Annotated in this window: 12 protein-coding genes and 1 pseudogene; 6 read left to right on the top strand and 7 right to left on the bottom strand. The window is 40.9% G+C overall.

Annotated elements, in window-relative coordinates; translation table 11 throughout:
• The 5 genes and pseudogenes from EI164_RS17025 to EI164_RS09690 all read left to right on the top strand — a co-directional run.
• Nucleotides 1-151: pseudogene (locus EI164_RS17025) on the top strand (IS30 family transposase); the annotation flags it as partial.
• A gap of 64 nt (nt 152-215) precedes the next feature.
• Nucleotides 216-491, top strand: a complete 276-nt coding sequence (locus EI164_RS09705) for a succinate dehydrogenase assembly factor 2 (RefSeq protein WP_192519764.1) — start codon at nt 216-218, stop codon at nt 489-491.
• Nucleotides 492-557: 66 nt separating this feature from the next.
• The gene (locus EI164_RS09700; protein WP_192519763.1) at nt 558-1,013 is read left to right on the top strand and encodes a protein YgfX; all 456 of its coding nucleotides are present in this window, start codon (nt 558-560) and stop codon (nt 1,011-1,013) included.
• Between the two features lie 130 nt (nt 1,014-1,143).
• On the top strand, nt 1,144-1,845 hold the full coding sequence (locus EI164_RS09695; protein WP_192519762.1) for a YidB family protein: 702 nt from the start codon (nt 1,144-1,146) through the stop codon (nt 1,843-1,845).
• A gap of 336 nt (nt 1,846-2,181) precedes the next feature.
• Nucleotides 2,182-3,639, top strand: coding sequence for an anion permease (locus EI164_RS09690; RefSeq protein WP_192519761.1), 1,458 nt, complete (start codon nt 2,182-2,184; stop codon nt 3,637-3,639).
• Between the two features lie 34 nt (nt 3,640-3,673).
• On the opposite strand, the gene EI164_RS09685 is transcribed toward EI164_RS09690, so the two are convergent.
• The 3 genes from EI164_RS09685 to trmB form a co-directional block, all read right to left on the bottom strand.
• Complete coding sequence (locus EI164_RS09685; protein WP_192519760.1) at nt 3,674-4,810, bottom strand: regulatory protein RecX; 1,137 nt, start codon at nt 4,808-4,810, stop codon at nt 3,674-3,676.
• A 40-nt stretch (nt 4,811-4,850) separates the two neighbouring features.
• A complete protein-coding gene (gene recA / locus EI164_RS09680) occupies nt 4,851-5,909 on the bottom strand; it encodes a recombinase RecA (RefSeq protein ID WP_192519759.1) in 1,059 nt (352 codons plus the stop codon).
• A 1,059-nt stretch (nt 5,910-6,968) separates the two neighbouring features.
• The gene (gene trmB / locus EI164_RS09675) at nt 6,969-7,766 is read right to left on the bottom strand and encodes a tRNA (guanosine(46)-N7)-methyltransferase TrmB (protein WP_192519766.1); all 798 of its coding nucleotides are present in this window, start codon (nt 7,764-7,766) and stop codon (nt 6,969-6,971) included.
• A 280-nt stretch (nt 7,767-8,046) separates the two neighbouring features.
• Here trmB and EI164_RS09670 point away from each other — a divergent pair, with 280 nt between their 5' ends.
• Nucleotides 8,047-8,973 (top strand): DUF2628 domain-containing protein, encoded by a 927-nt coding sequence (locus tag EI164_RS09670; RefSeq protein ID WP_192519758.1) that lies wholly within the window; start codon nt 8,047-8,049, stop codon nt 8,971-8,973.
• A gap of 12 nt (nt 8,974-8,985) precedes the next feature.
• Here EI164_RS09670 and EI164_RS09665 read toward each other — a convergent pair whose 3' ends face one another.
• The 4 genes from EI164_RS09665 to EI164_RS09650 form a co-directional block, all read right to left on the bottom strand.
• Nucleotides 8,986-10,872 (bottom strand): monovalent cation:proton antiporter-2 (CPA2) family protein, encoded by a 1,887-nt coding sequence (locus EI164_RS09665; RefSeq protein WP_192519757.1) that lies wholly within the window; start codon nt 10,870-10,872, stop codon nt 8,986-8,988.
• A 75-nt stretch (nt 10,873-10,947) separates the two neighbouring features.
• Nucleotides 10,948-11,649: an IS1 family transposase gene (locus EI164_RS09660; RefSeq protein WP_192519756.1), complete on the bottom strand. Its 702-nt coding sequence runs from the start codon at nt 11,647-11,649 to the stop codon at nt 10,948-10,950.
• Between the two features lie 171 nt (nt 11,650-11,820).
• On the bottom strand, nt 11,821-12,501 hold the full coding sequence (locus tag EI164_RS09655) for a GDYXXLXY domain-containing protein (protein WP_225735403.1): 681 nt from the start codon (nt 12,499-12,501) through the stop codon (nt 11,821-11,823).
• A complete protein-coding gene (locus EI164_RS09650; protein WP_192519755.1) occupies nt 12,498-14,741 on the bottom strand; it encodes a DUF4401 domain-containing protein in 2,244 nt (747 codons plus the stop codon). The genes EI164_RS09655 and EI164_RS09650 overlap by 4 nt, the downstream gene beginning before the upstream one ends.
• Nucleotides 14,742-14,820: the final 79 nt, after the last annotated feature.

Here is a 14,820-nt window from a genome sequence, read left to right as displayed (position 1 = left end):
CGGCCTTATCAGAGAGTACTTGCCTAAGGGTTGTGACTTTAGACAAGTCTCTGATGATGAGATGCAGGACATTGAGAACAAATTAAACAACAGACCAAGAAAACGATTAGGGTTTAAGACGCCTATGCAGGCGTTCTATAATATTAATTAGCGTTGCACTTGGTGTGTTAATCTAAGTAATATAAAAAATAAATTTAATCATTAAAGGTAGCTTTATGACCAATCAGCCAGAACCAACCAATGAACAGCGTCGTATTATTTATCAAGCGCGCCGCGGACTAAAAGAGTTAGATTTTTATATTGACCCTTATGTCAAAGAGTTATACCTAACCGCAGATGCTGCTGAACAAGCTACATTTGCAGAAATGCTGACGCACGAAGACCCTGACTTGTTGGATTATTTTACCAATCAAGATCGTCCAGAAAATGATGACGTATGGGCTTTAGTTAATAAAATAAAGACATGGCGTCATACAAAAAGCTTGGCTTGATACTTGGTCAGGCAGTATGAGTTTTAGATTTGCATAATAGCTTCATATTTGTACTGGTACTTGACTATGACCTCGTTGACATCTCTACGCATTGACACTGCTATTCAGCCTACCAGTTACTTGCGCTTGCTGCTATATATTGGTTTAGCGAGCGTGATGATGATAATTGCATGGTTTGCTACGTTAATGTTGTGGCAGTATGTGCTTATTGTGATAGTCACAGTGATGGTTATTGTTTATCTGATATTATCAAGACCTATGCCGCTGCATATGAGCCAACCGCCGCTTAGTCAGCGTACTGATAAAGGTTGGCAGCTGATGATTCGCACTGCTCATGGTGATGAGCTATGGCAGGCACAATTGGTTACTGTGCATGCTTATCGGTGGGTAATGAGTTTTGAATTCAATATCGTAGAGCCGTATCAGCGTTCTTTATCAGTAACTGTATTTCGCGACCAAGTAAGTGCTGACCAATGGAGAGAGTTGCGTATTTTGGCTAATGTAAGTGTTACTAAAAGATAATAGAGGGCTATTTTCTGAATGTATTTTGCTAATACATGGCGGATTTTTTCAGCTGCGTCTTTCTGAATAAAGTATGAGGACACGCCCTAATTTTTAACAATAAATAATATGAGCAGAACAGGAGTAGTGTATGAGTTTATTAGGTAATTTAGTGAGCCAAGTCGCCCGTAGTGCGATGAATCCAGAAGATAACCAAAGTAATACCGTTAATCATAGTACGGGTTCAAACAATACTGCTGGCTTAGGTGGTGTGTTGGGTAGCGTGTTGGGTGGAATGGCTCAGACTAGTAATAATACACAAAAGCCAAGTAGCCAAGCAGATAATGGTTTTGGTTTAGATGATATCATCGGTGGTCTTGCTGGTGGTCAGAGCGGTAGCGGTGCTAGTGGTTTGGGAGATATCTTAGGAAGCGTGTTAGGTAGCAATCAGCAGCAGCAAGGTAGTATGGGCGGGAAAAGTATGCTGATCGCGGCACTTATGCCTATGGTGCTCAGCTGGATTAAGCGTAATGGCGGTTTGAGTGGTGCATTATCAAAAATCACTGCGATGGGTCACGAAAGCAAAGCGCGTTCTTGGATGAGTAGTCAAGAAACCAACGATAACCTTGATCCTGATGACATCAGTCGTTTATTTGATGAAAATGAAATTCAGAAAGTAGCCGCGCATACAGGTACCAATGATGTAGAGGTGCGCCAAGGTCTTGCAGAGTTGCTCCCTGAGGTTATGAATCAACTAACGCCAAATGGCAACTTGGATAATGAGGGTGAGGCCAACGAAGAGATTGATCAAATTATCAATCAGCTATCTAGTCGGCTGAATGCTTTTAAGTAAATTTTTCAATTGGTTTTTAGAGTAGATGTTTGAAAATAATAGTCTGTTTCAAATACCAATATCATAAGTTAAGACTGCAATAAAAAAGAGTGCCTCATGAGACGCACTCTTTTTTATTACCCATACCTGCAATCTCTTACTGTGTTTATCCAAAACTTTCATTATCTACTCATTTTATAATCTAAAGAGATATGTTAAAAACAGTAATCAATAGAACACTAGACATATATATCTTATAAAATAATTAGTATGAGTACATCACTTTTGCATTTAGCTCTTGTTAGCTAAAGCATGTTTTCCAATAGCTATAATTTAATAGCATAAGGATTTTGACCTATGCCATTTAAGCCTATCCAAGCAGCGATTGCCATTTTAGTTGGTTTGATAATTTGGTTTGTTATTCCGGTACCTACTGGTGTCACACCAGAAGCATGGCATATGTTGGCATTATTTATCGCCACCATCGTCGCTATCATAGGGAAGGTGTTACCTATTGGTGCAATTGCTATTATTGCAGTTACCCTAGTGGCACTCACAGGTGTAACTAGTGATAGCCCAAAACAAGCCATTAGTGATGCGTTATCAAGTTATTCAAGCCCTCTCATTTGGCTGATTGGTATTGCAGTTATGATATCACGTGGTTTGATAAAAACAGGTTTGGGTCGTCGTATTGCTTACTATTTTATCTCTGTTTTTGGTAAAAAAACCATCGGTGTGGCTTATTCTTTAACTGCTGCAGAGCTGATGATAGCGCCAATTACACCTTCTAATACGGCGCGTGGTGGTGGTATTATTCATCCGATTATGAAGTCCATTGCACAAAGCTTTCATTCAACTCCAGAGGAAGGTACACAAAACAAAATTGGTCGCTACTTGGCTATGGTTAATTACCATGCTAATCCAATTACTTCTGGTATGTTTATCACAGCGACTGCGCCCAACCCCTTAGTTGTAGAGTTGGTCAATAAAGCGACAGGTGGTGACATTCAGTTATCGTGGACAACGTGGGCGGTGGCAATGTTTATACCGGGTTTGCTCTGCTTGATAGTTATGCCGTTAGTCATCTATATGATTTGCCCGCCTGAGGTCAAAGCAACACCCGATGCCAAACATTTTGCTAAAGACAATCTAAAAGAAATGGGCAACGTAAGCTCACAAGAGAAAATTATGCTTGGTGTGTTCGCGCTTATGTTGATTTTGTGGGCAAATATTCCGGCATTGATTTTGGGTGACCAGTATAGTGTTAATGCCACTACCACTGCTTTTGTTGGTCTGACGACATTAATATTGACAGGTGTATTGACTTGGGATGATATTTTAAAAGAGAAGTCAGCATGGGATACTATTGTATGGTTCGGTGCCCTGATTATGATGGCGACTTATTTAAATAAACTTGGGTTGATTAGTTGGTTCTCAGGCAATATTGAGTCTCTAATTGGTACAACTGGTTTAGGCTGGATAGGCGCCGTAACAATTTTGACTTTGGTTTATTTGTATATCCATTACTTTTTCGCTAGTACCACTGCGCATATAACTGCGCTATTTGCAGCATTTTATGCCGTAGGTCTGACATTAGGTGCGCCGCCTATGTTATACGCCTTAATCTTAGCTGCGGCAGGCAATATCATGATGACATTGACCCATTATGCAACTGGTACAGCACCCGTTATCTTTAACTCAGGCTATGTGACACTAAAAGAGTGGTGGGGTGTTGGTGCGGTTATGAGTGTGGTGAACTTAGTCATTTGGATAGGTGCTGGTCTAATTTGGTGGAAAGTGCTTGGCTATTATTAATGAGTAACTCAATTAAGATGAGCCATAACACTGATTAAAAGCGCTCATCTAACGTCTCTAATGTATAGTTGAGTGCGGCAAAGCAGATATCAGTATTAAATCCCCTGTATTGTAAAAACCGTAACTGGCGAGCTTTGTCTTTTTGTTCGAGCGGTACACCATCGCCGTACTTCTTAGTGCGAGCGATGACGGCGAGTTTTAGCCAGTCTACGCCTTCAACAAGATTGTCATCACTATCATCTACAAATTCGCTAAACTCCTCAGATTCGGCATTTGCCATATCGATTAGCTCATCGATATTACCAGGCATGGTGATTTTCTTACGATAAAACTCTTGCTTAATACGACCGCGTCCACGGCCTTTGCGAATATTTTCACGGATTAACATCAATGTTGTTCGATAATCACTTTGGTAGCCTTTTTCTTCAAACTCATCGAGCAACGCATCAATTTTCTCTGGCTCTTGCCCTTTATCAATAAGCTTCTGCTTGAGCTCGGCTTTGCCATACTCACGGCGCGACAAGTAATAAAATGCTAGCCAACGTAACCGGCTTTCGGCTTTAACTTCATCTACTTCTGCTTGACGTTGTTCAGGTGTACGTAGATAGGCTTTGAGTGCAGCGGGCAGGTTGTCGGTCTGTTTATTTGTTTCACCTTGGTGAGAAATAGTACCAGTTTCAGCGCCATCACCATCACTGTTATCACATCCTTCTTCTTCAGTACAAAGAGCACCCTGCTTAACTTCTTCTAGCATCTCTTTAATGCTTTGTGCTTTTGGTTGCTGATAAGCAGGCACGTTGCTAGGTTCAGGGCTAAAGTTAGCCGCTGGATGGAAGCGTTTTTCACGTTTTTTATACTTTTTTGGTTTAGATGTTTTTTGGTTGGCAGAGGAGGGTGAGTCGTTTGATGCTATGTCAGACATATCCTCATTGATAACTGAATCACTATCTTCCAAGTGGTTAGTTGCTGAGAGGTTATGTGTTGATCTATTGGTTTTAGAGCGGTTTTTATCTGAATTTACAAAGCGTTTACCAGTTTTACGGGGCTTTTTTGGCTCATCTCTATGTGACTGCTTAGAAAACTTAGTATGTTTTTTTGGTTTAGTACGAGGGGTACTCGCTGAATCAGAATCTGATTCAGCGAGTATTTCAGCTAAGGTTTTAATTTTCATAATAAATCATGATAATCGATAGAAATTATTGAATATTATATTATTGTGCAGGTTTAGCCTCTGACTTTTCTTTGGCTTCTTCAGCATCTTCATCTTTGGCGTTCTTTTTTGAGCCAAGCTTTTCAGCACGAATCTTATCTTCGATTTCTTGAGCGATTGCCGGGTTTTCTTTTAAGAAAAGTACCGAATTGGCCTTACCTTGACCGATTTTTTCATCACCATAGCTATACCAAGAGCCTGCTTTACCAACTGCGCCAATTTCAACGCCTAAGTCAATGACTTCGGCTAAGTGGTTGGTACCCTCGCCGTAAGTGATTTCAAACTCAGCTTGACGGAAGGGTGGTGCCATTTTGTTTTTGATAACTTTGACACGGGTTTGGTTACCGATAATTTCGTCACCATTTTTAACTGCGCCAATACGGCGAATATCCATACGAACTGATGCATAGAACTTCAGCGCATTACCACCAGTAGTGGTTTCAGGACTACCAAACATAACGCCAATTTTCATGCGGATCTGGTTAATAAAGACGACCATACAGTTAGAGCGTTTAGCGTTACCAGTGATTTTACGTAGTGCTTGGCTCATTAGGCGCGCTTGCAAGCCCATATGTGAGTCACCCATCTCGCCTTCGATCTCAGCACGAGGGGTCAATGCTGCCACCGAGTCAATAACGATCATATCGATAGCACCAGAGCGTACTAGCATATCGGTAATTTCAAGGGCTTGTTCGCCGTTGTCAGGCTGCGACAGTAGTAGCTCATCCGTGTTCACGCCAAGTTTGCGTGCATAGACAGGGTCTAGTGCATGCTCAGCATCGATAAAGGCACAGGTACCCCCTTGCTTTTGGCATTCTGCAATAGCTTGTAGAGTCATGGTCGTCTTACCTGAGCTTTCTGGGCCATAGATTTCAATAATACGCCCTTTTGGTAAGCCACCAATGCCAAGGGCGATGTCCAACCCAAGTGATCCTGTAGAAACTGCATCTACATCCATAGCGACTGAGTCATCGCCTAAATGCATAATCGTATTTTTGCCAAACTGCTTTTCAATTTGACCTAATGCTGCTTTGAGTGCCTTGGCTTTATTGTCGTCCATACTAGATTCCTTGTGTTCAATCATAAAGTAAAAGTTATCAATTGTGGTGTTGCACATCACATATTCGTATTATAAAAATAATGATTTATTCGTGCTGAATATTGCTTAAGTCGAATGCCGAATAAGTAGTATGAAACGTTAATAGCAAGCAACGTTCATCGCCTAGCTAAGACAAACAAGTTATACATACGACTTTGTATAAAGTTATATCAGTCTACTATACAGTAAAATTAAATAGCGAGATAAGTAAAAATAAGTTCATAAATAAGCCTGCTAACGTAAATTTCTCGCTAGATTTTATAGATTCATGACAAAATACTCTTTAACTCACTATTCATAAGATGAAATAATTATAACAAATCAAAGTGAGTATTTAGAGGGTGAAATAACGATAGGCGACACTAGGTGTCGTATCGTATATCGGTCATGATTCGTATAGATAAATTATGAAATCAACCATAATTTCGAACTATATAATGGCAGGGTTTGTCAATAGATTTAGAAGTTGTTCACAGCGAAAAAATTCTTGATATTCATTGATTGTGAAACATTGATGACAATAAAATTATTTTTTTTAAAATATTAAAATTTTTTTTTAATGATTGTATGTTGTGTATAAGTAATTGATTTATATCAATATTTTAATTGTATAAAAAATGAACGATTTTACCTTATCCTTTAAGTTATCTAGGGGATTTCTTGTCAAGTAGCTACTTATACACAGGGTTATCCACAGGTTATGGGGAGAACTCACCAAGCCCTTATAGCATCGATGTTTACGTGGATTATGAGTAGGGTGCAGCAAGGTGATAATGTCATTTTTTCATGTGCATGGATAGATATTCTTTAATAAACCATATCATAATTAACTATGTTTCACGTACTAATATTTTATAATTTTTTTTCAAAGAAATGATAAAGGCTTTTAAAATAAGGCTTAACGCTGAGGATTTATCACATTTGACTTTGTTAAGTAGTAAATAGTGAGTTATAAATCTAAAAAAGCGGCTAAATATATTAGCCGCTTCTTTAGATATTATTAAAAGTATGCGATTGATATTAGTCTTTGATATAGATTAAATCCCATACGCCATGTCCACGCTCTAGACCTCGACGCTCAAATTTGGTCATTGGACGAAAGTCAGGGCGGTCAGTAAAGTTACCTGCACCAGCTTGATTGGTTAACCCCGAAAACGCATCTAATACTTCAACCATCCAAAAAGCATAATGTTCCCAGTCTGTCGCTGTATGGAACCAACCACCTTGTTTTAAGCTACGCGTGACAATCGCCATGCGCTCAGGGCTGACAAAGCGGCGTTTATAGTGGCGCTTTTTTTGCCATGGGTCAGGGAAATAAAGCTGAATACGATCGATATGGTTTTCTGGTAACTGCTTGAGCAATTGAATGGCATCACCGTTAATGATTTTAACATTATGTAAGTTTTGAGTACCTGCCATATAAGCGCATTTACCAATACCAGGTTCATGTACTTCAACGCCCACAAAATTGCGAGTGGGCTCTGCTGCTGCCATTTCTATAAATGAATCGCCGAGCCCAAAACCAATCTCTAGAGTAAGTGGTGCGTCACTACCATTAGGGCTATCAGTGAATAGCGTTCTTAGGTTATGGATACCTTCTAGATCGCCATCACCAAAACTGTTATTGACCAAATATTCAGCAAATGCTGGATCGGTCAGTGCCAATTCGGCGTTTTTATTCATGTGCGTACGTCGTTTCATAAACGTATTGACGATACGAATATGTTTGCTTTCTTCAGTATTGGTACTAGAGGCTACTGTATCATCAGTAGTATTGGTACTATCGATGTTATCGTTCATATTAGGATGTTGACTCATAGGTTTGACAAGGCTTAATAGAATGGGTGAGGTACGCTCATTATAAGTTAAATCGATACGCCTGTGAACGGACAATACTCTTTTAATCAAGTGTACATATCTAGACGATTGAGTACACTATTTTGCTACCGTTTTATTGTTTTATGCGCAGGTTTTAGCATTATCATATAATAGTTCTAGGGCGTGTTGACTATTCACAAATAGGTACTGCCATGGTCGAACGATCAAGTATGCCCTAATTGATTTTATTTTTTATTTATAGCAAGTAAGGCTTATCACTATGTTATTTATTGAGACAGATTCGCCACCACCGTTTTATCAGGACAAGCTGTCTTCTGCTAAGCGTCAACAACTCGATAAATGGTTTATTGGTCATCGTAGCCAGCACTATTATTTGAAACGCTTTGAGCAGTTTGATAAGCAAGGCTATCTGTCACCAAAGTGGCACTGGGCAGCATTTTTTATGACGTTTCCGTGGCTACTCTACCGTAAACGATATATGGATGCCATTGTATATAGTGTGGCAGGTTGGTCTTTTATTCAGCTTAATGTTGCATTGGTATTGGTGGCTTTTGAGTTTGTGGCAATGTCTTATATTCCCAATGCTTATCAAATGGCTACGCGTATCGGTATTGCTGCAATTATCTGGATATTTTGGTCATTTATGGTCGCACGTTGGACGGATGCTTATTATTATCGAATGGCCCGACGTGAGATTGCGGATGCTATCGAGGATTATCCGAGAGATGAAGCTGCTCAGAAATCACACCTGAGACGAGAGGGTGGCGTGAGTTTGTTTGGTTTAGGTTTGGGGTTTGGTTTTTTTGCTTTTACCTTGATGGTGATTAAGGTGCAGTTTTTACCGATTGTCGCTAAGCCAAAAGCGAATGAAGTGGTATTTGATGCTTATGACACGGTTAAAACGACACAAAATCGTGTAGCATTGCTCTATCAGAAAACAGGAGAATGTCCGGTTGATTTGCCTTTGGATATGGAAACTGAGCAAGTAAGTATTGATATTAATACCACGACTGCTGGAGTAGAAACAGATTGTGCCGTGATTGCGACGATCCAGAACATCAAGTTTCCGATACGCTATCTGAATGATCAGACATTGGTGTTTTACCATGTACCAGACAGCGAAAATTGGAGCTGTATGACGTCGCTGAACAGCCAGAAAGCCCCGCCAAGCTGCTTGCCTGACTAGGGCTTCACGCTATTATTTTTTAGCGTCTGTTACGATATCATCTTTTTCATCGACTGGTGTTGCTTGGCTCTTTAATGCGTCATAAAAGTCAGTTAAGTCCATTTTTCGTGCTTTACCAATGTCTTCATCAAATAAGCTTTCAAGCTCTGCCATGGCTGATTGTGCCGATTCAATCATGCTGGCTTCATCATCATAAATGGCTTGCTGACGTTCAATCAAGTCATCATCATAGTCGCGGAACGTTTGCACTGTCTCGCGTGCTTTTTCTGGAGAGATACCAAGTAGTTGTAGTGATTCACGTGACATATCTAAAGACGACAAATAAGTCTCACGCCAAATATGGCGCACACCCACTTCACGTAAGCGATAATAATGCTGGCGATCACGCGCTCGTGCCAAGATAATTATATCTGGATAGTTTTTGCGTAAGTATTGAGCGGTAGTGATAGAGCGTTCTAGATCATCGATAGCGAGAATAAACACACGTGCTTTTTGGATGCCAGCGGCGCGTAAGATTTCAGGATTCTTTGGGTCACCATAGTAAACTTGGTTACCGAACTTACGGACGAAGTCTACTCGGTTTGCAGAGCGTTCAATAGCGGTGAATTCAATATCATGCATCCGTAGTACACGACCGATGATCTGACCGACACGGCCAAAACCGGCAATAATGACTTGATGCTCATGATCTGGAATCGTATCGTATTCGCGGTTTGGTTTGCTCTTGGCAAATAAGGGCTCACCGATTTTTTCTAATAATAAAAATGCCAGTGGTGTGAGCGCCATTGAGATGGTAACAATCAGGTTTAGGGTGTTGGCAAGCTCAGGACGCAGGACATTTTGTGCAGTGGCGACACTGAATAAGACAAAAGCAAATTCACCCCCTTGTGCGAGTGTCACACCTAGCCTAAAGCTGGTTGGCCAGCGATTGCCTAATACTTTTGCAATTAAGGTAATAACACCAAACTTGATAAATATTAACGCCACTGCACAGCCGATAATAAAGACTGGCTTGGCTAAAATGAGGTTGACATCGGTCAGCATACCAACCGACATAAAAAACAAGCCCAATAAAAGTCCTTTGAAAGGTTCAATACTGGCTTCTAGTTCGTGACGATATTCGGAATCTGCTAACAAGACACCTGTTAAGAATGCACCTAATGCCATCGATAGCCCGATTTGACCCATTAAAATAGACACACCCATCACAATAAATAGAGCGACTGCAGTTAGTAGTTCTGATGCACCACTTGATGCCACAAATTTAAAGAAGGGTCGAACAACATAGCGACTAGCAAAAATCAGCCCAGCAAATACGGCAAATACTTTACCAAAATAAATCAAGTCGTAGCTTTGTTCACGCACTCCTGATAAAAAAGGAATGACGGCTAATAAGGGGATAACGGCAATATCTTGGAATAATAAGATAGTGAAGGCTTCTCGACCATGCGTGCTTGCAAGCTGCTGTTTTTCAGTTAATATCTGCAGTACAAAAGCAGTAGAAGAGAGAGCCAGACCAAATCCGACAATAAAAGCAGTGTCTAGCTGTAAGGAAAAAAACTGATGCAAAAGTAACATCAGAAGTGAGCCAGTTAGGCCGACTTGCAATCCACCAAGTACAAATATAGAGCGCCGTAATGCCCATAGTCGTGAGGGTTGAAGCTCAAGACCAATGATAAATAGCAGCATAACCACACCAAACTCAGAAAAGTGTAATAAGCTCTCAGCATCACCCGCTACATCTAAGCCACTGGGGCCTAATATGAGACCTGTAATGAGATAACCTAAGACCGTCGCAATACCAAATCGTTTACCAAGGGGTACAAAGAGCAGGGCGGCTCCTAAGAAGATTGTAGCTTGTAACATTAAATTTGGTGAGCCGGCGGCGGCAGCGAGCATTTGATATCCTTAAGTAGTGGTAATAAGAAGGTGTGATAATAAAAAAACGGTGGTGTTCTAAAAAGTATGCTGGCATCAGACATAGCCATAATTGACATAGAAGAATACCAAATCAAACACCTTAAAGTGGTTATCAAACTTCTTTGAGAAGCAGCAGGTCTTTCGAACGGCTCGTCGCAATCGGTGCCTAAGGCGACAGTTATTACCTTCTATGCCTACCGTATGCTGCTTGCCGATTTGTTTCTTGTCAGGCTTGAATGCGGTTATAAAGCTATCCCAGTTATCCATGCTAATAGAGCCATAGCTGACTTTCAGTTGTTTAAGACGGGCTCTTAGCTTCTTAGCTGTTTTCAGGTCACGTTTGCCCCAAACATAAGCAACAATCTCATTGGTAGCGCGGTCATAAGCATAAATAAGCCAAACTTTACGCTTTTTGCGATACACGTAAGTCCAAAACTCATCAACCTCTAAGCGTTCATAATAGCGCTTTTTAGGTGTAATCTTATAAACAGATGAGCCTATGGTGCTAAGCACTTTACCAATGCTAACTGAGGCTATAATAGCAATGTCTCTGACGCCACAGCCTCTCACTGTCATTAGCCGTATTTTATCTTCTATTCTAGAGTGACAGCCGTTATAAGTTAGGGCATGATCGTCAATAAACTGGCGTTTGCAGTCCTTACATTGATAGTTCTGCTTGCCATAGCTTTTTTTGCCGTGTATCGAAAAACTGGGACTGTGACAGTCGGGGCAATTGATCTGTATTTGTGTCTTCATAACCTCAAATATATCATCTTGCTTCGGCTGTCACCCTTCTTTTATTACTCCAGCATACTTTTTGATACACCACCAAATATTTAAAACGACAAGCCACAGTAACAAGCCGCGCGTATTTATCGCAATATCAGTTTGGTTAATGAAGGTTGTTAGCTGGCTAGCTTTTATTAATTAATGAGAGGAGTCATCAGCTAATTCAGCCTTATCCTCAACATCAACCCCTTTAATAATTTGAAATTTATCGTTTACCATCTCAGTCAGTAACGGCTCGCCTTTAGCATTGACGCGGAACAAGCCATATTGTGCCGCTTCAAATGACTTGGCATGACCTTCTTGAAAGAAAAAAGCATTGGTCGCCACTTGCACGCTACCGTTACGGATGCGGTAATGAATAGCCAACTCATTGACAGCTAAACTATTAAGGTCATCTCGGCTATTGGTTTTGGCTAAACGCACAAATTGTCCAACATTGTTGCTATCGGTTTTGACGATTACATAGCCGTCACTTGGTTTATAGATTCGAAAATCTGGCTGCAAGCTTTCTAAACTCTCTAAGTTTCTTTCACGCGTTTCGGGTCGCAACGCTGCAAAAACATCAGGCTCTAGCGCATAACTGAGGGTCATATAATCGCCTTGCATAAAGCCGCGCGGATCAACAGGGGCAAGCGCTAATAATACCGTATCGCCAGTGGCAAGATGGGTTTCGTATTTGTTGATATTCATCATCATCAAGCCCAATACCAGCGCCAATCCAAGAAGGGCAATAACAATCATGACTGCCGGTTTTTGTAGCCAATGCATGGTCGGCGATGTTTCTTTAATTAAACGCTTGGTCAGAATTTTATCTTTCATGATAGGCGCTCCTGATGATCGTTGGCGCTCGATTTTATATTTGCAAGATAGCCTTTAATAAGCGTCCAACGCATAAGTAATAGCGCGATACTGATGACCAGCATGGAGACGGATTTGACCAATAAAGACGTATCGAGCTGGTAGTAGTACCAAAAGATATAGCTGACCAACGCCACAATACCAAACCCTAGCAATAGGCGCTGACTATTGGCGACAGCAATGATGATAATTAAACTGGTTGCCAATAAGCCTGAGACGTAAATCGACATAACGCCAAGTATGGCAATAGTGCAACCAACGATAATTCCTGCTGCTGATAGGAAACTGACTTGATAGCGTTTGAGAATTAAAGCAGCACCATAGAGGCTAGCAATAATGAGCAGCCCTTGGGCTAAATAATAGTTGTAGCTGAAAGCCGTACTATAACTGTCAAAGCTATTTCCATATTCAGCCGCGATAAAGTACACAGAAACGCACAACAGCATCAGTGTACTGGCATAGCCAATTGCTTTGATAGGGTCAAAAATGGTCGCTTGCCAGTCGATAGAAACGGACTGTAATAGGCGATAACGTTGTAAATTACTGATAACAACAGTCAGTGCCAACAATCCCAAACTGATCTCAGGCAGATGATAGTAGTTAAGTAAATAAACCACGCAGCCCAAAGCAACCAAGCTACTTAGTATGCGGTAAATAAAGTTCGGCACGATGAAGGTCATACTGCTTTGAAACAATAAAAATAACCATATAGCAAAGGGGTGCTCAATATCACCGCTAATTAATGCGTACGCCACATAGACTTGTCCAGCTACGCTAATCGTAAAGGCTAAGCTGTTTAAAAATATACTACGGCGAAGGTGTTTATTTTTAAATAAGATAAAGCCAGCAATATTTAATACCATGCCCATGACAAAGTTCGCTATCGCACTATCGAGTACGCCAGTATTTTCTAGCAATAAGGTTAAAAAACCGATAAAAAATAGACTGGCGAGAATGCCGCTAAAACCAAAGAATACTTGTATAAACCAAGGGTTATGGTCTTGAGGGTCATTATTAACGGTTTGGTCGGTCTGAGCATCATTATCAATAGCATTTGCATCAATAAGTCCAAGCTGTTGTAGCTGTAAAAGAGTAGTGTCTGGGTGTTTATGGTCTATGTCACCTCTGGCTACCGTACTTGGCACACTGTTTTCGTGATTTAAACGAGCAACCTTACGTAGCCACATCACCGCTGCTGAACTCATTGCAATCAGCAACAGCGCTAAAGTTAGAAGCCCACCCGCATCGAAGTCATCTAATAGCCATTCTCCTACCCAAAACATCACCACGGTAATGATAGAAAATGACAGATAAGTGAGCATCAGCAAATCGATTCGACGTTGATAAAATTGCCAAAGCATAAAGCCGCACCAGCCAAGCCAAGATATAACAGAGATAAGCGTAGCTAAGCGATTGCCACCCTCGAAGACAGGGAAAACCGCTAGATAGGTAATAAAGCAAGTACTGAGTAGACCGACGATATAAGTGCTCCAGTGTAAGCTGGATTTGGTCTGCCTTTTTGTTTTAGGAGGAATAATAGAAGTGAGGTTGGTATGGGTAGTAGCTGCTTGAAGTGTTTGCTTTTCAGTAATGATAACCCAAGTATTGAAGGCGATAAAATTAATCAGTGCTAGAAGCCATACTTGAACAACGTTTTGATAAATATGATTAATAAATGACAAATCTATCAAATCAAGATATAGCATCAGACCAGCATTTATTAGCCCAAGCCACAACAGCCACAGTGCAGGAAAACGCGCGATAACGACCCAAGGCACAATCAATACGGCCCAGCCAAAAAACAGCTGCCAGGTATCAGCGCCCGTCTGATACACCTGCCCAAACAGTGCCAACAAGCTACCGGTAATCACGCTGGCAATGAGCAGTAAAAGCTGCCGGATTAGCTGAAATTTCTGTCTAAAAGAGAGCACAACGTAAAGGGCAATCGTGATAAATAACGCCCCTTCTACCAAAGCAAATTTACCCATTTTGCCTATATTTACCCAGTTATAGGCGATAAAGAAAACTAAGGACAAGACCAGTGCTATCGTGCCAATAATGAGCAAGGCTTTATCAAAAAACGTTAGCCAAGTACGTTTGCTGGGGTAGACTTCTAGGTGAGTTGCTGCCGCCTCGGTATTTTTGAGAGGTAGAATACCTTGGTGCAGTAATTGCTCGATAGTACGCCGTGGTTGGGTCATAGTACCCTCTCATTAAAAACAGTTGGTGGTGTGTCAGAAAGTATGCTGAAGAAATAAAGGAGGGTGACAGCCAAAGCAA

Source organism: Psychrobacter sp. FME13, from assembly GCF_014861395.1.
GTDB lineage: Bacteria > Pseudomonadota > Gammaproteobacteria > Pseudomonadales > Moraxellaceae > Psychrobacter.
This window is presented reverse-complemented; position numbering and strand designations above follow the sequence as displayed.